Origin of the sequence: Streptomyces sp. NBC_00086 (assembly GCF_026343255.1) — a bacterium.
Lineage (GTDB): Bacteria > Actinomycetota > Actinomycetes > Streptomycetales > Streptomycetaceae > Streptomyces.
Genome location: NZ_JAPELZ010000001.1, coordinates 3,544,178 through 3,564,303, shown reverse-complemented (window position 1 = coordinate 3,564,303; position 20,126 = coordinate 3,544,178). Strand labels below are relative to the sequence as shown.

Below are 20,126 nucleotides of genomic sequence, written 5' to 3'. Positions count from 1 at the left end.
CTGACTGCTCATGGGTCTCACCAGTAATACGGTTCTGGCGCTGGCCATCCTTGCCGGTGTGCTGCTGTTCGCGGCCACGGTGTGGTTCTGGCCGAAGCTCTCGGGCCGCTCCTGGCGCTCGGTCCTCGGCCGGATCGGCCTCCTCCTGGCCACGCAGCTGGCGCTGTTCGCGGCGATCGGTCTCGGCGCGAACAAGTCGTTCCTGTTCTACGGGTCATGGGCCGACCTCTTCGGCCAGGAGACCTCGATCGGCAAGGTCATCGACCACTCGATGAGCAGCGCCGACATCAAGGTCGTCGACAAGCAGCACCTGGACGTGCCGGGCGGCGCCAAGCCGGCGGTGGGCGGGCAGATCCTGAAAGTGGCGATAGCCGGCCAGAAGTCGAAGATAACGACGACCGGCTTCGTGTGGCTGCCGCCGGAGTACTTCCAGCCGCAGTACAAGGAGCAGAACTTCCCGGCCTCCATCGTCCTCACGGGCTACCCGGGCATGGCGGAGAACCTGATCAAAGGGCTGGACTACCCGATGACGGCCTTCAGGCAGGCCAAGACGGGCAAGATGAAGCCGATGATCCTGGTCATGCTCCGGCCGACCCCGGGTTCGCGCGACACCGAGTGCGTGGACATACCCGGTGGCCCGCAGACCGAGACCTTCTACGGCCAGGACCTTCCGCAGGCCGTCCAGAGCACCTTCCGGGTCGGCAAGAAGCCCGGGAACATGGGCTTCATCGGCAATTCCACGGGCGGTTACTGCGCCCTGAAGATCGCCGCGCACTACCCGCAGACCTTCGGTGCCGCCGCGGGGCTGTCCGCGTACTACGAGGCCGCGGACGACCCGACGACCGGTGACCTCTTCCACGGGGACGACAAGCTGAAGGCGCGCGCGAACGTGCTGGAGTCCATCAAGGCCAAGCAGCCGTCCGGTACGTCGTTCCTGGTCACCAGCAGCGAGAAGGGCGAGCCGAACCTCGCCGGCACGAAGAAGTTCATCAAGCTGGTCAAGGGCCCGGACCGGGTCTCCTCGATCATCCTCGACAGCGGCGGCCACAACTTCAACACCTGGCGCCGCGAGATCCCGCCGATGCTGGTGTGGATGGGCACCAGGATCCAGGCGTAGGAAGCAGGAGTGGTCAGGCCTCCTGCAACCGGGCCCGGCGCAGGGCCCGGTGCACCCCTTCCGGGGTGAGTACGCCGATCAGCTCGCCGGAGTCGGGATCCGTGACCCCGATCCGCCCCGAGTCCTCCTGGAGCAGCAGCGCGAGCGCCTCGCGCAGACTGGCCCCCAGCGCCACTTTGGCGGTGGGGGCTTTTCCGTCGGCGGAGGCCGGATCGGCGAGGCCGGTCCGGCCGGTCCGGTCGGCCAGGTCGGCGAGGTCGGTCAGGTCGGCCTGTGCCACGGCGGTGACCGCGAGGCGCTTCAGTCCGCGGTCGGAGCCGACGAAGCCGGCCACGTAGTCGGTCGCCGGGGCGCCCAGGACCTGCGCCGGGCTGGCGAACTGCTCGATGGTGCCCGCCCCGTAGACCGCGATGCGGTCCCCGAGCCGGACGGCTTCCTCCAGGTCGTGCGTGACCAGCAGGATCGTTTTGCGCACGGTCTGCTGGAGCGTCAGGAACTCGTTCTGCAGCCGCTCGCGCACCACCGGGTCCACCGCGCCGAACGGCTCGTCCATCAGCAGCACCGGCGGGTCGGCGGCGAGCGCCCGGGCCACGCCGACGCGCTGGCGCTGGCCGCCGGAGAGCTGTTCCGGGTAGCGGCCGCCGTAGACGGCCGGGTCCAGCCCGACCAGGTCGAGGAGTTCGGCGGCCCGCGCGCGGGCCTTGGCCTTCGGGGTGCCGATGAGCTGCGGCACGGTCGCCGTGTTCTCCAGCACCGTCTTGTGCGGGAACAGCCCGACCTGCTGGATGACGTAGCCGATGCGACGGCGCAGTTCGACCGGGTCGGCGGCGGCGATGTCCTCGCCGTTCAGCAGGATCCGGCCGGAGGTCGGCTCGATGAGCCGGTTGACCATCTTCATGGTGGTCGTCTTGCCGCAGCCGGACGGGCCCACCAGGGTGACCAGTTCGCCCTCGGCGACCTCGAAGGACAGGTCCGCGACGGCGGTCGTCCCGTCGGGGTACCGCTTGGTCACTTGCTCGAATCGGATCACCCCGCCATCTTTCCCTACCCGCGGGGTCCGTTTGTGAAGGGCGTGTTGCCCGTGTGCGAAGGATTCCGGCCATTGTCGGTGCCGGGGGTTATGGTCGCTCCTACGTACGGTCGGTGACGGGGGGTGAGGAGCGATGGCCGGGCAGAACTGCCTGGTGGCGAACGACTGGATCTGCTGGGAGTACGTCACGTCCCGCTCCCAGGAGCTCACCGACGCCACCCTCGAACACGTGTGGATCACGGGCGTGTCGGTGCTGATCGGCATCGCCGTGTCCGTCCCGCTCGCCCTGCTGGCCCGCCGCGGCCGCCACTGGGCAGCCCCCGTCCTGGGTCTCACCACCCTGCTCTACACGGTCCCCTCGCTCGCCATGTTCTCCCTGCTCCTGCCGGTGTTCGGGCTGTCGGCGGCGCTGGTGGTGACCGGCCTGGTGCTGTATTCGCTGACCATCCTCGTGCGCAACGTGCTGGCCGGTCTCGAAGCCGTGCCCGAGGACGTACGGGAAGCCGCGCGCGGGATGGGGTACGGCCCGGGCCGGCTGCTGTGGCAGGTCGAGCTGCCGCTGGCACTGCCCGCCCTGCTGGCCGGCGTCCGGATCGTGACCGTTTCCACGGTCGCGCTGACGACGGTCGGCTCCATCGTGGGCAAGGGCGGCCTCGGCAATCTCATCGCACCCGCGGTGAACAGCTCCTTCAAGGCCCAGGTGCTCACCGCCGCGGTGCTGTGCGTACTCCTCGCGCTCGTGGCGGACCTGGCGCTGCTCGGCCTCCAGCGGCTGCTGACCCCCTGGACCCGTGCGACCCGGGCGCCCCGTAGGACCCGCGCCGCCCGCGGCGCCGACGTCAGCGCGGGAGCCGTCTGATGGGAGTGCTGGGACAGGTCTGGGACTGGCTGGCCGACGGGGCGAACTGGTCCGGGGAGAGCGGGGTCTGGCACCGGCTCGGCGAGCACGCGTACGTCAGCGGGATCGCCCTGGCGCTGGCCTGCGCGGTGGCCCTGCCGGTCGGGCTGTGGCTCGGCCACCTCGGCAAGGGCGGCGGCCTCGCCGTCAACGTCTCCAACATCGGGCGGGCCGTCCCGGTCTTCGCGGTGCTGGCGCTGTTCATGGTCTCCCCGCTGCGCAATGCCGGGTACGTGCCCACCATCGCCGCGCTGGTGCTCTTCGCGATCCCGCCGCTCCTGACCAACGCCTACGTCGGCATGCGCGAGGTGGACCGCTCGGTGGTGGAAGCCGCCCGGGGCATGGGCATGTCCGGCCGCCAGCTCTTCTGGGGGGTGGAACTGCCGCTCGCGCGCGGCCTGGTGATGACGGGACTGCGCTCGGGCGCCGTCCAGGTCATCGCCACGGCCACCATCGCCGCCATGGTCGGCCAGGGCGGCCTCGGCCGGATCATCACCGCCGGCTTCAACACGTACAACACCCCGCAGGTCGTCGCGGGCGCCCTGCTGGTCGCCGCGCTGGCCCTGCTCGTGGAGGGCGCGCTGCTGGCGGCGGACCGGCTGCTGCCGGGCGCGGCCACCCGCTGAGCGGGCCCCGACACCTCGCCCACCTCTTGTCGGACCACCCCTTGAAGGAGATTGAGATGAGCAAGTCCACGCGCGCCCTCGGCGCGGCCCTGGGCGCGGTCGCCCTGACCGCATCGCTCGCCGCGTGCGGCGGCGACAGCCTGGAGAAGACCAAGGACGGCGGCTCCTCCGCCGCCGCCGGGTCGGCCGAGACCGGCAAGGGCGGCAAGCTGGTCATCGGCGCCGCCGGCTTCACCGAGTCCAACGTGCTGGCCGAGCTGTACGCGCAGATCCTCAAGGACGCCGGCTACAGCACCTCGATCACCACGGTGAGCAACCGCGAGCTGTACGAACCCTCGCTGGAGAAGGGCGAGATCGACGTCGTCCCGGAGTACGCGGCGACCCTCGCGGAGTTCCTCAATGCCAAGGTGAACGGCTCCAAGGCGCCGACGGACAAGCCGGTCGCGTCGAGCGATGTGACGGCGACGGTGGCGGCCCTGGAGAAGCTGGCGGGCCCGCTGGGGCTGAAGGCGCTGCCCGCGGGCTCGGCGGTCGATCAGAACGCCTTCGCGGTGAGCAAGGAATTCGCCACGAAGAACAATCTCAAGACCCTTTCCGATCTTGGCAAGTCCGGTCTGAAGGTGAAGATCGCGGCCGGTGACGAATGCGCGGTGCGCCCCTTCTGCGCACCCGGATTGAAGACGACATACGGAATCGATGTTTCCGGTATTGACCCCAAGGGCGTCGGAACCCCGCAGGCCAAGCAGGCGGTGAAGGACGGCGCGGACCAGCTGGTCCTCACCACCACCACGGACGCCACCCTCGACGGCTTCGGCCTCGTCCTGCTGGAGGACGACAAGAAGCTCCAGAACGCCGACAACGTGCTTCCGGTGGTCAACGCCAAGGACGCCGGCGCCCCCGAGATCGCGGCCGCCCTCGACAAGATCACCAAGGCGCTCACCACGGCCGACCTCGTCGAGCTGAACCGCAAGGTCGACGCCGAGCGCGCCAAGCCGGCGGATGTCGCCAAGGCCTATCTGGAGTCCAAGGGGCTGCTGAAGAAGTAGGAGTTGCGCCTTTCGTGAGGGCGGTGCGGTAACTGCTCGGAAACAGATTCCCGGGCGGCTACCCCACACCCTGTCCACGCCCTGTAAATTTCAGGCCATGCCCCGTGGACGCCACCGCAATCCCGAACCCCTTCACCGGCTGCTCACGCCGACGGCCGTCGCCGGTGTGTCCGTTGCCGGCGCCGGCGCCGCCTGGCTGCTCGCGGAACCGATGGCGCTGCGCCTGCTCGTGGCGCTCACCGCGGCCGCCGGCCTGGCCGGCGCCGTCGTCATGCGCTCCTGGGACCTGTCGGCCGGCCGCCGGGTCAGCGAGCTCGGGCGCGAGCGGGTGAAGGACGAGTGGCGCACGGACGAGCGGATAGCCGAGCTCGAATCCGACCTCGAAGAGGCCCGGGTGCTGCGCGGCAAGCTCGACGCCAAACTGCGCGCCAAGCGGGTCGAACTCGCGGCCCTGCGCGGGGAGCACGCCTCTCTGCTGCGCCGGTACGCCACCGCCGAGACCGAGCGGGCGAGCGCCCTGGAGGGACGCCGGCTGCTGGCCATCGAGGTCGCGGCCCCGGCCGCCTCCGCCTCCGCCGCCGGTCCCAAGGAACTTCCCGCGGTGTCCGAGGAGCGCACCAGCGCCGGCGCCGCCACCTCGGTGGGCTTCGCCCGCGCCCACGCCGCACTCGTGGCGCTGGCCGACAAGGCGGCGAAGGCCGCCGCCGCCTCCGCCCCGGAGGCCCGGAAGGCGGCTCCCGCCCTCTCCGCGGCTCCGGCCGCTCCCGCTCTTCCGGCGGCTCCCACGGCTCCCGCCGCCCCGGCTGCCCCCGCCGCCCCGGCGAAGCCGGCCCAGCTGGAGGCGCACTCCCGCCCCGCACTCGCCGGCCCGGTGCCCGCGGGCCCGGCGGCCGCCGTTCCCGCGCGCAGGCTCGCGGCCGCCGTGGCCCCGTACGCCGCGCAGCGCCGTCCGGCCTCGCGCGTCGAGGGCGGCTTCGACTTCTTCGGTACGAAGACGGCCGCGCAGGCCCGCGCGGTCATCGAGTCCGTCCAGAACGAGGACCTCGCCGACGTCGTCGGTGAGGAGGCCCTCGCCGTCCACAAGGCGGAGTCCGCCCGGGGCGGGGCGGAGCCGGAGTTCAAGGCGCCCACCGCCGAGCAGCGTGCCGTGGGCCAGGTCATCGACCTCACCGCCCACGACGAGACCGAGTCGATCGACGTGGTCCAGCTCCGCACCGCGATCTCCTAGCGCGGCCCGGTCTCCCGGCGCGGCGGGCTTCCCGTCGAACAGACTTTCCACAGCCTGTGCATAAGGTGCGCGGAACACCTCGGCCGGGTCCGCGTAAGAGGAGAGGTGGAAGCCGGAAGCGGCTTCCGGGGCGGGACAGTTCGCGGCCCGGTGCCATCGCCACCTGGCCGCCCCGGGAGAACCCGGTGGCGTACACGTCCCGGGTGACGGGGCGCCCCAGCCGGTCGGCCGCGGTCCGGGCGGCCTTCAGCATGTCCACGGAGGCGGTGACCGAGGACCGGGTGTCCCACGGCGGTTATGGGGTGCTGTCCCCTGCCCGAGACCCCGGCGAGCCTTCCTAGAACAGCGGGAGTTGGCCCGGCAGCGGGGACAGGGTGAAGCCGTCCAGCGTGGGGGCGGCGGCGCCGAGGGTCACACGGGCGCGGGAGCCGGGGCAGGAGACGAGGTCCCCGCGGCCGCGCCCGGCGGGCGGGTCGTGGCGGGCGATCCGCCCGGCGGTGACGGCGCAGTCGCGGCCGCATGAGGGGCAGGCCCGGCGGGGTGAGAGGGACATCCCCCAAGTCTGCCCTGCCCCACGGACATCGGCCCGCCCGGCCGGCGGGACCGGGCCGCGGCCCGCCGGGCGGCGCCGCTCCCGGTCAGCCCTCTCGCCCGGCCGCCCAGCTCTCGTGGGCCCGGGCCACCCGGGTCCACAGGGCCGTGCGGTCGGTCGGGGTCAGGTCGTCGAGCACCCGGCCGAAGACGCCCTCCAGCGCGGCGAAGAACTCCTCCGGACCCTCCAGCACGCGCTCCGAGTTCCCCTTCACCGGGTCGATCCGGCTCAGCACCCGCCCCCGCAGGGTGTCGATGCCGTCCGCGTCGCGCCGCAGGGCCGCGAAGGTCCGTACGAAACCGGAGTCCTCGGAGGTCGACAGCCGGACGTGCTCGGCCTCGAAGACGGCCGCCGCGGCCGCGTCGGCGGGCTCCGTGCGGAAGTTCACGAGCGGGGCGGAGCTGCCCGGGTTGCGGTAGAGCCAGCCCGTTCCGGGCAGGTGCTCCAGGGAGTAGGTGAAGGCCCCCTGCTCGTACGAGCCTTCGCGCAGCGGCAGCGGCTCGTACGGGCCGTCGCCGAGCCCGGTGTCCACGTAGAAGACGCGGTCCCCGCCCGCCCCCGCCCCCGGCACGCGGACGGTGAGCGCCAGGTGGTCGCCGCTCACGCCCCGCAGGGCTTCTTCGGACTGGGATTCCTTGTACACGCCGCCCACATGGCGGGTGACCTCGTAGCCGAGGTGGCCGAGGAGCACCGCGAAGGCCCCGTTGAGGTGGAAGCAGTAGCCGCCGCGTCCGGCGGCGAAGCGGCGGGCCGACAGCTCGGGGTCGATGCCGGGGGCGCGGCCGAGCTGGATGTCGACGTTCTCGTACGGGACGCGCTCCAGGTGCGCCCGCTGGAGGGCGAACAGCCCCTCCACGGACGGCGCGCCGGGCTCCTCGACACCGAGCCGCCGCAGGTAGGCGGCGTACGGGGCGTCCATGCCGGAGTCGGGGCCTGCTGCTGTGCCGGAGGTCATGCGGGCAGCCTAGGCCGCGGGTAGGACAGCGGCCCCCGGGCGGCGGGTGGGACAGCGGCCGCGAGCCCGGTCACTTGTCGATGTCACCGACGACGAAGAAGAGCGAACCGAGGATCGAGACCATGTCCGCGACGAGCTGCCCGGGGAGCAGCACCGCGAGCGCCTGGATGTTGTTGTACGACGCCGAGCGCAGCTTGAGCCGGTACGGGGTCTTCTCGCCCTTGGAGACCAGGTAGTAGCCGTTGATGCCGAGGGGGTTCTCGGTCCACGCGTAGGTCTCGCCCTCGGGCGCCTTCAGCACCTTCGGCAGCCGCTGGTTGATCGGGCCGGGTGCCAGCTCCGCCATCCGGTCCAGGCAGGCGACCGCGATGTCCAGGGCGTTGTGGGTCTGCTCCAGCAGCACCTCGAAGCGGGCCAGGCAGTCGCCCTCGGTGCGGGTGACGACCTTCAGGACGTCCTGGAGCTCGCCGTAGGCGAGGTACGGCTCGTCGCGGCGAAGGTCGAAGTCGACGCCGGAGGCGCGGGCGATGGGGCCGGAGACCCCGTACGCGTGGACGGCCTCGGCGGACAGGACGCCGACGCCGCGGGTGCGGGCGCGGAAGATCTCGTTGCCGCGCACCAGGTCGTCGTACACGTGCATGCGCGTGCGGACGTCGGCGATGGCGGCGCGGGCCCGGCCCAGCCAGCCGGCCGGGAGGTCCTCCTTGAGGCCGCCGACCCGGTTGAACATGTAGTGCATGCGGCCGCCGGAGATCTCCTCCATGACGGCCTGGAGCTCCTCGCGCTCGCGGAACGCGTGGAAGATCGGGGTGATGCCGCCCAGCTCCAGGGGGTACGAGCCGAGGAACATCAGGTGGTTCAGGACCCGGTTCAGCTCGGCGAGCAGGGTCCGCATCCACACGGCCCGCTCGGGCACCTCCATGCCGAGCATCCGCTCGACGGCCATGACCACGCCCAGCTCGTTGGAGAACGCGGACAGCCAGTCGTGGCGGTTCGCGAGCATCACGATCTGGCGGTAGTCGCGGGCCTCGAAGAGCTTCTCGGCGCCGCGGTGCATGTAGCCGACCACCGGCTCGGCGCTCACGATGCGCTCGCCGTCCAGGACGAGGCGCAGGCGCAGCACGCCGTGCGTGGAAGGGTGCTGGGGGCCGATGTTGAGCACCATGTCGGTGCTCTCCGCCGCGCCGCCGATGCCGACCGTGGTCTCCGTCATGGCGGCATTGTCTCAGCCGGCGGGGGTGAGCCGTAGCTCGGTCCGGATTGCGGATCGGGGCGCGGCGGCCGGCGGAAGTTCGACGACAGGTCCCGGCCCTGCCCGGAGGAGGGGGCACCGGCCTAGGGTGGGGGGATGGACACGGGGACAGAGGGTGGGACGGGGCTGCCGGAGTGGGTGGGGCTGCCGGGAGGACTGCTGACTCTGCGCAGGCTGCTGCTGGTGCTGTGGATGTCCCTCTTCACGGTGGTGACGGCCGTCGTACTGGGAATGGCGGCCGGCCCGGGGTGGGCGGCGGCCGGCGGGTTCTGGCTGCTGGTGCTGGCCTGGGGCTGGGTGGTGCTCGGACGGAACTGGCGGTCCTGGCGGTACGCGGAGCGCGCGGACGACCTGCTGATCAGCCGGGGCGTGCTGTGGCGGGAGCAGACCGTGGTGCCGTACGGGCGGATGCAGCTGGTGGAGGTGACCTCGGGCCCGCTGGAGCGCCGCTTCGGGCTGGCCTCCGTACAGCTCCACACGGCCGCGGCGGCGTCCGACGCCAGGATCCCCGGACTCGCGCCCGAGGAGGCGGAACGGCTGCGCGACCGGCTGACGGAGCTCGGCGAGGCAAGGTCGGCGGGGCTGTGACGCCGCCGGCGGGGGACGACGGGGCCGGCGCGGTGGCGCGTGAAGGAGCCGGAGCCGGAGCCGTGGCAGGGGCCGTGGCGGGCGAAGGGCCCGCGCCCGCGCCCGTACCCGGCCAGGAGCGGCGGTTGCATTTCCTCACCCCGCTGCGCCGTGCCTGGGTGCCGATCGCCGCGACCATCGGCCTCGCCGCCCAGCAGGGGCAGAACTTCACCGAGTGGGTGACGGCCGTCTCCGTCATGCTGCGGGTCCTCGCGCTGGTCGCGCTGGTCCTCGTCTTCGGCGCGTACGGCTTCCTCAGCTGGTGGTTCACGCACTACGCCGTCACCGACACCGAACTGCGCATCCGCAGCGGCCTCCTCTTCCGCCGCACCGCGCACATCCGCCTCGACCGGATCCAGGCGGTCGACGTCACCCGCCCCCTGCTCGCCCGTCTCGCGGGCGTCGCCAAACTGCGGCTCGACGTCATCGGTACCGAGGCCAAGGACGAGCTGGCCTTCCTCTCGGAGAAGGACGCCGTCTCGCTGCGCGCCGAGCTGCTCGCCCGCGCGGCCGGTTTCACCCCGGCCGAGGCGCCGCTCATGGGCGAGGCCCCCGAGCGGGAGCTGCTCCGCGTGGGGCCGCGCGATCTGGTGGTGTCCCTGCTGCTCACCCTGACCACCTGGGCGATCCTCGCCGGCGGGATCGTCGGTCCCTCGCTGGTGTGGTGGTTCAGCTCCAGCCCGTGGGTGGCCATCGTCGCCCTGCTCCCGGTCCTGGGCGCGATGTGGGCCGGGAGCGCCGGCCGGTTCCTGACCGAGTACGACTGGCGGGTCGCCGAGTCCCCGGACGGGCTCCGGATCGACCACGGAATGCTCGACCGCGCCCACGAGACGGTGCCGCCGGGCCGGGTGCAGACCGTACGGATCGTCGAGCCGCTGCTGTGGCGCCGGCGCGGCTGGGTCCGGGTGGAGCTGGCGGTGGCCGGCTCGAAGAACAACGTCCTGGTCCCGGTGGCCACCCGGGCCGACGCCCACGCCGTCGTCGAGCGGGTGCTGCCCGGCGTCGACCTCGGGGGCCTGGTCTTCGAGCCCTCGCCCCGGAGCGGATCGCGCTGGGTGGTGCCGGTGTGGTGGAAGGGGTACGGCCTGGCCGTCAACGCGGACGTGTTCGCCGCCCGCCACGGCCGCCTGTGCCGGCGTACGGAGATCGTCCCGCACGCCAAGGTGCAGAGCGTGCGGCTGACCCAGGGCCCCTGGGAGCGTGCCCGCGGGGTGGCCGACGTCTGCGTGGACACCGGCGCGAACGGCACGGTCACGGCCCGCCTGCGCGACGCGGCCGAGGCCGCCGAGCTGCTCCACGCGCAGGCGGCCCGCTCCCGCACCTCCCGGGCCGCGGCCCGCCCGGACCGCTGGATGACCTGAGGTCCGGGCGGGCACGCGGCCCGCGGGACCCGCGCTGGGCCGGTCGGCGGCGGCCGGACGGGGTCTTGTGTACGGCAGTCTAGGTAACTCCGTGTAGATGATATGAAACTGACGGTTGCTCTGGGTAGCGCTCAGGACCGACGGACCCTCGACCCGGTCCGCATGCGGCAACCGAAGGACAGCACCCGTGAACATCCTCCGTACGGCACGCGTCGCCGCTCCCGCCCTGGCCGCCCTCACGCTGACGCTGGCCCTCGCCGGCCCCGCGTCGGCGGACCCCGCGTTCGTGATGCGCAACGGCAGCCAGATCAACTTCGCCGCGCTGCCGGGAGAGTCGAACAACGTCACCTTCAGCATCAGCGGCGGCTTCTTCCAGGTGAGCGACGCGGCGAACGCCCTGACCCCAGGGTTCGGCTGTGTGCAGTTCGGCAATCCCAACACCGTCCGCTGCGGCTTGGCGGCCGGGGTGACCCGCATCCAGGCGTCGCTGGGCGACCGCGACGACGTGGCCACCAACAACACCGCGATCCCCAGCGACCTCGTCGGCGGGGAGGGGGACGACATCCTCGTCGGCGGCAGCGGCGCCGACCGGCTGACCGACTCGGACGGCTGGAACGCCTCGCCGGGCAGCACCCTCACCTTCGACGGGCGGGGCGGCAACGACACCGTCCTCAGCCGCAACGGCGGATACGACCGGATCAACTGCGGCGAGAACACCGGTGACTTCGACATGCTGCTGGCCGACTCGGCCACCCTCGACGCCGTCGTTCCGGGCACGTGCGAGTTCGTGCAGCGCTTCTAGACCGCCCCGCCGGGCGGCGGCGGGGCGAGCCCGCTCCGCCGCCGCCGGGGGTGGGGCTACGCCGCCCCGCCGCCGCCCGCGCGGACCAGCCCGGTCTCGTACGCCAGGACCACGACCTGTACCCGGTCGCGCAGGTTCAGCTTGGTCAGGATGCGGCCCACGTGGGTCTTGACCGTGGCCTCCGACAGGACCAGGCGGGCGGCGATCTCGCCGTTCGACAGGCCCTGGGCGACCAGCAGCATGACCTCGCGCTCGCGCTCGGTCAGCCGCTCGACGTCCTTGTTCCGGGGTTCCGCCGAGGTCGACGGAAGCATCGGCGCGAACCGGTCCAGCAGCCGCCGCGTCGTGGACGGGGCGACGACCGCGTCGCCGCTGTGCACCGAGCGGATCGCGGCCAGCAGCTCGCCCGGCGGGACGTCCTTGAGCATGAAGCCGCTCGCGCCCGCCTTCAGGCCCGAGAAGGCGTACTCGTCGAGGTCGAAGGTGGTCAGGATGATGACCTTGGGGTGTTCCTCGGGCTCGCAGATGCGGCGCGTCGCCTCGACCCCGTCGAGACGGGGCATGCGGACGTCCATCAGCACCACGTCCACCTTGGTGGCCCGCAGCACCTCCAGCGCCTCCAGGCCGTCGCCGGCCTCGGCGACGACCTCCATGTCGGGCTGTGCGGCGAGCACCATCCGGAAACCGGTGCGCAGCAGTACTTGGTCGTCGACCAGCATCACGCGGATGGAGGGGCCGGTGGGGAAGGACATGGTCACCTTTTCTTCAGGGGGAGCAGGGCGCTGATCCGGAAGCCGCCACCGGGCCGGGGGCCCGCGTCGAGGGTGCCCCCGACCATACCGATGCGTTCGCGCATGCCGATCAGCCCGTGTCCGGCGCCGTCCGCGCCGCCGTCCGTGTACAGCTCGCGGGCCGCGCCCCGGCCGTCGTCCTCGACGAGCAGGCCGAGCCCGTCGTCGAAGTAGACGAGGCGCACGCTGGCCTTCGCGGCCGGGCCGCCGTGCTTGCGCGTGTTCGTCAGCGCTTCCTGGACGATCCGGTACGCCGTCAGCTCCACGCCGCTGGGCAGCTTGCGCGGGGCGCCCTCGACCTCGAAGTCCACCGAGAGCCCGGCCGCCCGTACCTGCTCGACCAGCACCTCGATCTGCTCCACGTCGGGCTGCGGCACGTAGTCCTCGGACTCCTGCGGCTCGCCGGTGCGCAGCACGCCCAGCAGCCGGCGCATCTCGGCGAGGGCCAGGCGCCCGGTGCCGGAGATGGTCTGCAGGGCCTCCTTGGCCTGCTCGGGGGCCGCGTCCATCACGTAGGCGGCTCCGTCGGCCTGGACCACCATCACCGAGACGTTGTGCGCGACGACGTCGTGCAGCTCGCGGGCGATGCGGGCCCGCTCGGCGGCGACGGCCACCTTGGCCTGGGCCGCGCGCTCCTTCTCCAGGCGCTGGTTGCGCTCGACGAGCTGGGCGTAATAGGCCCGGCGGGTGCGCAGGGAATCGCCCATCACCCAGGCGAGGGCGAAGGGGACCATCAGGAACATGACGAAGAGGATGCTCTCGACGCCCGAGACCCCCTTGTCCACGCCGATGCGCAGGAAGTACAGCGGGGAGGCGAGCAGCCCCCAGCCCAGGGCGGTGCGCGAGACCCAGCGCGGCACGTCCGAGGCGGCGACCGTGAAGAGGACGACGAGCATCGCGAAGTCGTAGAAGTTCGCCTCCGCGCCGATGGCCAGTTGGTAGAGGCCGGTGGCGACGGTGAGCCAGAACATCGGGACGGTCCACTTGCGGCGCAGGGCCACGGCGGTGCTCAGCGCCACCACGCACGGGGTGGCGAGCAGCGCGGCGGTGGTGCCCTCGTGCATCGAGGCGACGACGGCCATCGAGAACCCGAAGAAGAGGACAGCCCAGAAGCTGTCGACGCCCGTCGGGTGTCTGCGGAGGAAATCGTAGAGGCGCTGCACGTAACCCAGAGTAGGGACAGCCGATAGGTGCTGGAGTCAACCAGAGGGGCGATCCGTGCGAGACGCGAGTACTACCGGAGGTGGAGGCGACCATAACCTTTCAGCGATGAGCACTCAGGGTGAAGCCATGGAGCACGAGGGGCCGGTCCGCTGGCGGACGGCGATGGAGCGGGCGCTGTACGGCCCCGACGGCTTCTACGTCCGCCCCGGCGGGCCCGGCCCCGCAGGGCATTTCCGCACGTCGGTGCACGCCTCGCCGCTCTACGCGCGGGCCGTGGCCCGGCTGCTCCTGTGGGTGGACGGGGAGCTCGGTCGCCAGGAGGAGCTGGACCTGGTCGACGTAGGGGCCGGACGCGGGGAGCTGCTGGCCGGGGTGCTTGCGGCGCTGCCGCCGGAGACGGCCGCGCGGGTGCGGCCGTACGGGGTGGAGCGCGCGGGGCGGCCCGCCGGGCTCGACGGGCGGATCCGCTGGGTGAGCGAGCCGCCCCGGGGGATCCGGGGGCTGCTCTTCGCCAACGAGTGGCTCGACAACGTACCGCTGGACCTCGCGGAGGACGGGCGCTACGTGGAGGTCGCGCGGGACGGTACGGAGCGCCCGGGCGGACCTGTGGACGGCCCGGACCGGGACTGGCTGGAGCGGTGGTGGCCGGAGGCGGGCGCGGAGTCGGGAGGGGAGTCCGGCGAGGAGTCCGGCGGGGGCCGGGCGGAGATCGGCCGGCCGCGTGACGAAGCCTGGGCGGCGGCCGTCGCGACCGTGGAGCGCGGGCTCGCGGTCGCGGTGGACTACGCCCACACCCGGGAGGCCCGGCCGCCCTTCGGGACGCTGACCGGCTTCCGCGCCGGGCGGGAGACCGCCCCGGTGCCGGACGGGAGCTGCGACGTCACCGCGCACGTCGCGCTCGACGCGTGCGCGGGGCCGGGGGCGGTGCTGCTGACCCAGCGGGACGCGCTGACGGCCCTCGGCGTCTCGGGGGCCCGGCCCCCGCTGGCACTGGCCTCTACGGACCCGGCGGCGTACGTACGGGCCCTGTCGGGGGCCGGGGAGGCCGCGGAACTCACCGCGCGGGGCGGGCTGGGCGACTTCGGCTGGCTGGTCCAGCCGGTCGGGGTGGGGCCCTGGCCGGGGTAGGCGACTGCCGCTGCGCGGGGCGAAATCCCCTACCCGCTCTTCCACCGTTCCCCGGGCGCTGCCCGGACCCGAGTGCGCGCGCGGCGCCGTTCCCGGGGGCCGGCCCCCGGACCCCCGCTCCTCAAACACCGGAGGGGCTGGATTTGGCCGGCGCCGGCCATCTCAGCCGTCCGGCGTTCGAGGACCGGGGTCCGGGGCGGAGCCCCAGGGTCTTTCCGGGTCCGGGCAGCGCCCGGGGAACGGAGGAAGGGCGGGTAGGGGACTCGGCGCCGCGCAGCGGCCGCCTCCCTACCCGCCCCCTCGGGACGGACTACTCCGTGGCGTCGACGTGGTCGTGGCCCTCGTGGAGGCCACCCCCACTGCCCCCGCCATTGGTCGGCTCGGAGACGACCGGCCGACCCAGCGGCGCCAGATCGAACGCGTAGTGACCGACCGCGTCAGCGATGACGTCGACGTTGATGTCGAGCGCCTTCTGGTCGATGTTCGCGATCGTGTCGCCCTTGCCGTGGTAGTTCACGTCGTACGCGACACCGGCCTGACCACCGAACTTCGCGGCCTGCTCGGCCGTCTTGATGCCCTCGGCGCCCGTGAACGTACCGCCCGAGGGGATGCCGACCTCGATGAACGGGCCGTAGTCGGAGCGGCCCGAGAAGTCGGTGCCCTCGCGCGGGATGTTCTTGGAGTTGAGGAAGTCGTTGATCCCCTTCTCCAGCTGGGCCGAACCCTCGGGGCCGGGGCCCGAGCCGACCTTGTCCGAGTCGTCGCCGTCGTAGACGAAGTACGCGGCGTTCGGCGAGGCGATCATGTCGAAGTTCAAGTACAGCTTGATCTGCTTCTTCTGCTCCTCCGTCAGCCCGGCGACGTACGCCTCGGAGCCGAGCAGGCCGAACTCCTCCGCCGACCACCAGGCGAACTTGACCTTGTTCTTGATCTTGCCCTGGCTGTGCGCGAGCTTCTGCGCGACCTGGAGGATGCCGGCCGAGCCGGAGCCGTTGTCGTTGATGCCCGGGCCCGCCGCGACGGAGTCGAGGTGCGCGCCGAGGAAGACGGTGTTGTTCTCGTCGCCGCCCCGCGTCTCCGCGACGACGTTGTACGTCTTGCGGTTCTCCCGGAACTCGCGGATGTCGAGGGTGACCTCGACCGGTCCCGCGGCGGCGTCGGCGGCGAGCCGCTGGCCCTCGGCCAGCGTGACGCCACCGGTCGGGATCTTGCCCGCGTCGGCCGAACCTATGGTGCCGTTCAGGGCGCCCTCGGCGTTGTTGTAGATCACCGCGCCGACCGCGCCGGCCGTGGCGGCGTTCTGCTGCTTGACCGCGAAGGCGCAGCCGCCGCGCTTGATCAGCGCGACCTTGCCGGTGAAGGTGCCCGCGGCGAAGTCGGCGGGCTCGCAGCCGTTGGTGCCGTCGGCGTCGACCGGGGCGACGGCGATCTGCGCCGTCACGCCGTTCGCCGGGCCGCTGGCGGTGTACGTCATCAGCTTGATCGGTACGTCGCGGCCGGCCGGGCCGTTGACCTTCAGGGTCTCGGCGACCGTCTCGACGAACACGAAGTCGAACTCGTTCTTGGTGACCTTGTACCCGGCCGCGCGCATGACGAGCTCGACGTACTGGGCCGACTGGACGTGGCCCTTCGAGCCCGCCACCCGGTTGCCCTTGTTGTAGTCGGCGATGGCCTGGAAGACCTTCAGGTGGTTGTTGGCACCCTTGCCGGTGGCGTCCTTGACCAGCTTTCGGGCCAGCGCGTCACCCCGGGCGGCGTCACTCTGCGGGCTGCCGGTGGCTCCGGCGGGCCCGGCGAGGAGCAGCGGGGAGACGAGTGCCGCGGCCGCCAGGGCGGCGGTGGCTGCGGCTATACGGCGTGAGGGCATGAAAGTCCTTCCACGGCAGATGCGCGTGCGCATGCGTATGGCGTATGGCGTACGGCGTTGGGGCTATGGCGTGCAGGGATGCGGCGTGCGGGGGTGCGGCGTGCAGGGATGCGGCGTGCAGGGGTGTGGGGACGCGGATGCAGACGCAGGTCGGGTGCGTTGCGCCGAGTGGGGGAGCGGTGGACGCACGTTAGACATCAAGTGGCGGCCATGGCCAGACTTTTCACTGATTCCGGTTTGTGAAATCCGTATATCGGAGTATCTGAGCCGTCGAAAACAGGCCAGTGCCCGCTCTTCGCTCGCGCTGGGCTCCGTGGGGCCCGGCTGGGCTCCGCGGGGCTAGCGGAGGATGCCCTCGATGAAGTCCGTGCCGATCCGTGCGACCGCCGCCAGGTCCAGCTGGTGCTGGACGTACCGGCCTTGGCGGCGGGTCTGGATCAGCCCGGCCTTCTTCAGCACCGCCAGGTGGCGGGAGACCTCCGGGGCGGTGACCCCGTGCGCGGCCGCCAACTCGCCGGTCGTGTAGGGAGCACGCGCCAGATTGCGGCACAGCATCATCCGCATCGGATGGGCCAGGGCCTCCATGCGCCGCTGCAACAGCTCCACCGACCCCGGGGAGGAGGCCAGTTCGGGCGAGCCGAGCGGGTAATGGATCACCGGGAGCCAGCCGGGGGCGTGCAGCACCAGCAGGTGGGGCCAGCCGAAGTTCGTGGGCACGAACAGCAGGCCGCCGCCTATTCGGGGATCGGTCGCGGTCGTCGACCCGTGGACCATCTTGTCCACCGTGACCGTGGTCAGCCGCTCGTCGACGCTCAGCGCCGAGGAGACCTCCTTCAGCACGGCGGGCAGCCCCTTGCGCCGCAGCACCTCCGTCTTGTGCCGCACGTCCGCGCTCTGGCGGGGCTCGACCCGGCGCCAGGTCTCCGCGAAGAAGGCCTCGTCGCAGTCCTCCATCAGCCGGCGCAGCCAGACCCGGACACCGGCGGTGTCGTCGAGCACCCGCACGGCGAAGGCCAGCTGCTGCGGCCCGCGCGCGGAGGCCGTCTCCAGGGCCTTGGCCCGGGCGAGCGGATCCGAGAGCGGGGACGGTCCGGTGCTGTCGTTGTAGAGGGCCAGCCGGCAGTGCTCCAGGGCGGCCGTCGCGAACCGCTCGTCGTCCAGCTGGTCGAGCACGTCGAGCTCGCCCGCCAGGGTGGCGGCGGGCCGGCCGGAGCCGCCGGGAATCCCGGCGAAGGCCATGAACAGATCGGCGAAGGAGCTGCGCCACATGAAATCGCCCTCCAGCAGCCGGTCCGCGAGGTCGGGGTCGAGGGCGGCCGCGGTGGTGGAGGTCCAGGAGGTGAGCCCGGGGTGGTGGCCGGGCTGGGAGAGCGCGTGCAACGCCATGCAGAGCTCTGCGAGGGGGGACGGCGCGAAGCCGATCCGCTCCGCGGGGAGCCCGGTGATGTCGATGGTGACGCTCATCGGATCATTCTGCCGGTGCGTGGCCCTTGTGCCTGCCAGGGCACGCGGCCTTCGCCCACCCGGGGGAGCGGGGGCGGTCGTCTGGTGCGGCGCCGTTGCCGGGGACCGGTCCCCGGACCCCTGCGCCTCAAACGCCGGCGGGGCTGGGGTTGGCCTGGGTCCGGCCCGGCTGCGGATGGGGGCCGGTGCCGGGGGCGGGGTGGGGTGTCGGCCTGGACTGCATGATTTAGGCGCCCTCTCCTGAACTCCGACAGGGCGCGACATGCACCAGCGCCACAAATCACGCTCTACGTCCAGGCCGACACCCCACCCCACCCCCGTCCCCGACCCGGGCCGCCGAATTCAGCCTCGCCGGCGTTTGAGGCGTGGGGTCTGGGGCGGAGCCCCAGGGGGCCAATCCAGCCGTCCGGCGTTTGAGGACCGGGGTCTGGGGCGGAGCCCCAGGGGTTCGGGCGTAGCCCGGGGCCCTTGTGCTTTCAGCCCGTCCGGCGCTTGAGGACCGGGGCAGGGCCGGCCCTGGGAACGGGGGAAGGGCGGGTCGGGGAATTCCGGCCCGCGCAGCGGCCTCGCAACCCCGCTTGGCGGATTGACGACATCGGTCAATCCGCGCGTACGGCACCCGCAGCCAGGCTCAGGGTGGACGCATGACCGCGATCGAGCAGTACCTCGTCGACACCTACCGGGCCTCACAGCACGGCACCCCCATGCCCCCGCCGCCGGGCCGCGACGACGTGGCCGTCCTGCGCGGGGCCCGCGCCTACGGCCAGTTCCGGGCCGTACCCGACGGCGCCCCGTCCCGCCACCTCTGGCGCGAGGCCCTCCACCGCCTGCTGACCCGCCGCCCAACCGCCTGAGGCACGGGAGCGCGGCCCCCGGGTCTGGGGAGCTCTGGTCCAGCTTGGCGCGGGCCGGCCGGGTTCGGTCGGGTGGGCTACAGGCGGGACACGAAGTCCGCTACCGCCGTGGCGACTTCGGCCTCCGTCCAGGACAGGCCCGGGCGGGTGACCTCGACCTCCGTCAGCGACAGGCCCGGCGGGCCGTCGGGGGACCAGCGGCGGAAGAGGACAGTGCCCGTCTCCTCCGCCAGCCGGACGCCCGCCTCCGTGAGGCGGTCCGCGTCGTAGGGGAGCCACACCTGGAACTGGTGGGTGTGGGGGATTTCCGGGTGGACCCGGAACCAGGGCACCTCCGGGGCCGCGGCGAGCGCCGAGGACATCGCGGACGCCACCTCCCGCGCCTTGGCCACGTAGGAGGGCAGCTCCGGCAGCTCCCGCTCCAACCCGGCCAGCGCGGACAGCGCGGCCGGGAACTGGCGGAAGATCTGGCCCCCGTACCGGTGCCGCCACACCCTCGCCTCCGCCACGAGCGACGCGGATCCGGCGAGGGCGGCCCCGCTGAGGCCCCCGAGGGACTTGTAGAAGGAGACGTACACCGAGTCCGCGAGCGCCGCGATCTCCGGGAGGGACCGGCCGAAGTGGACCGTCGACTCCCACAGCCGGGCGCCGTCGAAGTGGACCACCGCGTCCCGTTCCCGGGCGGTGTCCACCAGGGCCGACAGCTCCTCCCAGGTCGGGAGCAGGAAGCCCGCGTCGCGGAGCGGCAGTTCCAGCATCAGCGTCCCGAAGGGCTCCGGCAGCTCGGCGAGTTCGGACGCGGTCGGCTGGCGCGGTTCGCCCGTCGGGTGGATGGTCCGCAGCCCCGAGACGACGGACAGCGCGCCGCCCTCCCACCGTTCCGGGTGGCTCATCGGGTGCAGGGCGACCACCGGGTTGCCGGTGCGGCCGGCCCAGCAGCGCAGCGCGATCTGCTGGGCCATGGTCCCGGTCGGGAAGAACGCCGCGTCCTCGGTGCCGAGCAGCTCCGCGACCCGCCGCTCCAGCCGCTCCACGATGCCGTTGCCGTAGATGTCGCCCGGCTCGTCCGGGTCCGGGGCCAGCGTCCCCAACTCCGCCAGCAGCTCGCCGACCGTGGCCTCCCGCAGACTGTCCGACAGCTTCCGCCCGGCCGCCCGCCCGGCGACCACCAACCGCGCCGCCATGTCGTCCGCCGCCTGAGCCGCCAGGTCGTCCGCAGCCTGAGCCGTCACGTGGTCCGTGGCCTGAGTCGCCAGGTCGTCTGCGGCTTGCGCCCCCATGTCGTCCGCCGCCTGAGCCGTCACGTCGTCCGTGGCCTGCGCCG

At 72.6% G+C, this 20,126-nt stretch carries 19 protein-coding genes and 1 pseudogene; 10 read left to right on the top strand and 10 right to left on the bottom strand.

Features of this window, described 5'->3' with window-relative positions; translation table 11 throughout:
• The first annotated feature begins 10 nt into the window (after positions 1-10).
• The gene (locus OG276_RS15860) at positions 11-1,117 is read left to right on the top strand and encodes an esterase family protein (protein ID WP_266905958.1); all 1,107 of its coding nucleotides are present in this window, start codon (positions 11-13) and stop codon (positions 1,115-1,117) included.
• A gap of 13 nt (positions 1,118-1,130) precedes the next feature.
• Here the strand turns inward: OG276_RS15860 and OG276_RS15855 are convergent, their stop codons facing one another.
• Positions 1,131-2,147, bottom strand: coding sequence for an ABC transporter ATP-binding protein (locus OG276_RS15855; RefSeq protein WP_266905956.1), 1,017 nt, complete (start codon positions 2,145-2,147; stop codon positions 1,131-1,133).
• A 133-nt stretch (positions 2,148-2,280) separates the two neighbouring features.
• Here OG276_RS15855 and OG276_RS15850 point away from each other — a divergent pair, with 133 nt between their 5' ends.
• From OG276_RS15850 to OG276_RS15835, 4 genes are all read left to right on the top strand, one after another.
• Positions 2,281-3,006, top strand: a complete 726-nt coding sequence (locus tag OG276_RS15850; protein ID WP_266905954.1) for an ABC transporter permease — start codon at positions 2,281-2,283, stop codon at positions 3,004-3,006.
• Positions 3,006-3,671, top strand: coding sequence for an ABC transporter permease (locus OG276_RS15845; RefSeq protein WP_266905952.1), 666 nt, complete (start codon positions 3,006-3,008; stop codon positions 3,669-3,671). Before OG276_RS15850 ends, OG276_RS15845 begins: the two co-directional genes overlap by 1 nt.
• A gap of 56 nt (positions 3,672-3,727) precedes the next feature.
• Entirely contained in the window at positions 3,728-4,717 is a 990-nt protein-coding gene (locus OG276_RS15840; RefSeq protein ID WP_266905950.1) for an ABC transporter substrate-binding protein, read from the top strand.
• Between the two features lie 97 nt (positions 4,718-4,814).
• On the top strand, positions 4,815-5,945 hold the full coding sequence (locus tag OG276_RS15835; RefSeq protein ID WP_266905948.1) for a hypothetical protein: 1,131 nt from the start codon (positions 4,815-4,817) through the stop codon (positions 5,943-5,945).
• A gap of 30 nt (positions 5,946-5,975) precedes the next feature.
• On the opposite strand, the pseudogene OG276_RS15830 reads toward OG276_RS15835, so the two are convergent.
• The 4 genes and pseudogenes from OG276_RS15830 to OG276_RS15815 all read right to left on the bottom strand — a co-directional run.
• Positions 5,976-6,231: pseudogene (locus tag OG276_RS15830) on the bottom strand (alpha/beta hydrolase); the annotation flags it as partial.
• Between the two features lie 51 nt (positions 6,232-6,282).
• A complete protein-coding gene (locus tag OG276_RS15825) occupies positions 6,283-6,498 on the bottom strand; it encodes a hypothetical protein (RefSeq protein ID WP_266905946.1) in 216 nt (71 codons plus the stop codon).
• Between the two features lie 85 nt (positions 6,499-6,583).
• On the bottom strand, positions 6,584-7,492 hold the full coding sequence (locus OG276_RS15820) for an arylamine N-acetyltransferase (protein WP_266905944.1): 909 nt from the start codon (positions 7,490-7,492) through the stop codon (positions 6,584-6,586).
• Positions 7,493-7,562: 70 nt separating this feature from the next.
• On the bottom strand, positions 7,563-8,705 hold the full coding sequence (locus OG276_RS15815) for an NADH-quinone oxidoreductase subunit D (protein ID WP_266905942.1): 1,143 nt from the start codon (positions 8,703-8,705) through the stop codon (positions 7,563-7,565).
• A gap of 135 nt (positions 8,706-8,840) precedes the next feature.
• On the opposite strand from OG276_RS15815, the gene OG276_RS15810 reads away from it, so the two are divergent.
• The 3 genes from OG276_RS15810 to OG276_RS15800 all read left to right on the top strand — a co-directional run bounded on the left by OG276_RS15810 (position 8,841) and on the right by OG276_RS15800 (position 11,534).
• Positions 8,841-9,332 carry a PH domain-containing protein gene (locus OG276_RS15810; protein WP_266905940.1) on the top strand — a complete coding sequence of 164 codons (492 nt, stop codon included), beginning with the start codon at positions 8,841-8,843 and terminating at the stop codon, positions 9,330-9,332.
• A 62-nt stretch (positions 9,333-9,394) separates the two neighbouring features.
• On the top strand, positions 9,395-10,732 hold the full coding sequence (locus OG276_RS15805; RefSeq protein ID WP_266905938.1) for a PH domain-containing protein: 1,338 nt from the start codon (positions 9,395-9,397) through the stop codon (positions 10,730-10,732).
• A gap of 187 nt (positions 10,733-10,919) precedes the next feature.
• Positions 10,920-11,534 (top strand): hypothetical protein, encoded by a 615-nt coding sequence (locus tag OG276_RS15800; RefSeq protein ID WP_266905936.1) that lies wholly within the window; start codon positions 10,920-10,922, stop codon positions 11,532-11,534.
• 56 nt (positions 11,535-11,590) lie between these two features.
• On the opposite strand, the gene OG276_RS15795 is transcribed toward OG276_RS15800, so the two are convergent.
• Positions 11,591-12,286, bottom strand: a complete 696-nt coding sequence (locus OG276_RS15795) for a response regulator transcription factor (protein ID WP_266905934.1) — start codon at positions 12,284-12,286, stop codon at positions 11,591-11,593.
• A 2-nt stretch (positions 12,287-12,288) separates the two neighbouring features.
• Positions 12,289-13,488: a sensor histidine kinase gene (locus tag OG276_RS15790; RefSeq protein WP_266905932.1), complete on the bottom strand. Its 1,200-nt coding sequence runs from the start codon at positions 13,486-13,488 to the stop codon at positions 12,289-12,291.
• A 127-nt stretch (positions 13,489-13,615) separates the two neighbouring features.
• Here OG276_RS15790 and OG276_RS15785 point away from each other — a divergent pair, with 127 nt between their 5' ends.
• The gene (locus tag OG276_RS15785) at positions 13,616-14,617 is read left to right on the top strand and encodes an SAM-dependent methyltransferase (protein ID WP_266912860.1); all 1,002 of its coding nucleotides are present in this window, start codon (positions 13,616-13,618) and stop codon (positions 14,615-14,617) included.
• Positions 14,618-14,927: 310 nt separating this feature from the next.
• Here the strand turns inward: OG276_RS15785 and OG276_RS15780 are convergent, their stop codons facing one another.
• Both OG276_RS15780 and OG276_RS15775 read right to left on the bottom strand, forming a co-directional pair.
• Positions 14,928-16,484, bottom strand: coding sequence for a M28 family metallopeptidase (locus tag OG276_RS15780; RefSeq protein WP_266905930.1), 1,557 nt, complete (start codon positions 16,482-16,484; stop codon positions 14,928-14,930).
• Positions 16,485-16,823: 339 nt separating this feature from the next.
• Positions 16,824-17,948 (bottom strand): DUF5937 family protein, encoded by a 1,125-nt coding sequence (locus OG276_RS15775; protein ID WP_266905928.1) that lies wholly within the window; start codon positions 17,946-17,948, stop codon positions 16,824-16,826.
• A 644-nt stretch (positions 17,949-18,592) separates the two neighbouring features.
• Here OG276_RS15775 and OG276_RS15770 point away from each other — a divergent pair.
• Positions 18,593-18,802 (top strand): hypothetical protein, encoded by a 210-nt coding sequence (locus OG276_RS15770; RefSeq protein ID WP_266905926.1) that lies wholly within the window; start codon positions 18,593-18,595, stop codon positions 18,800-18,802.
• A gap of 77 nt (positions 18,803-18,879) precedes the next feature.
• On the opposite strand, the gene OG276_RS15765 is transcribed toward OG276_RS15770, so the two are convergent.
• On the bottom strand, positions 18,880-19,986 hold the full coding sequence (locus tag OG276_RS15765) for a low specificity L-threonine aldolase (RefSeq protein ID WP_266912858.1): 1,107 nt from the start codon (positions 19,984-19,986) through the stop codon (positions 18,880-18,882).
• Positions 19,987-20,126 lie beyond the last annotated feature (140 nt).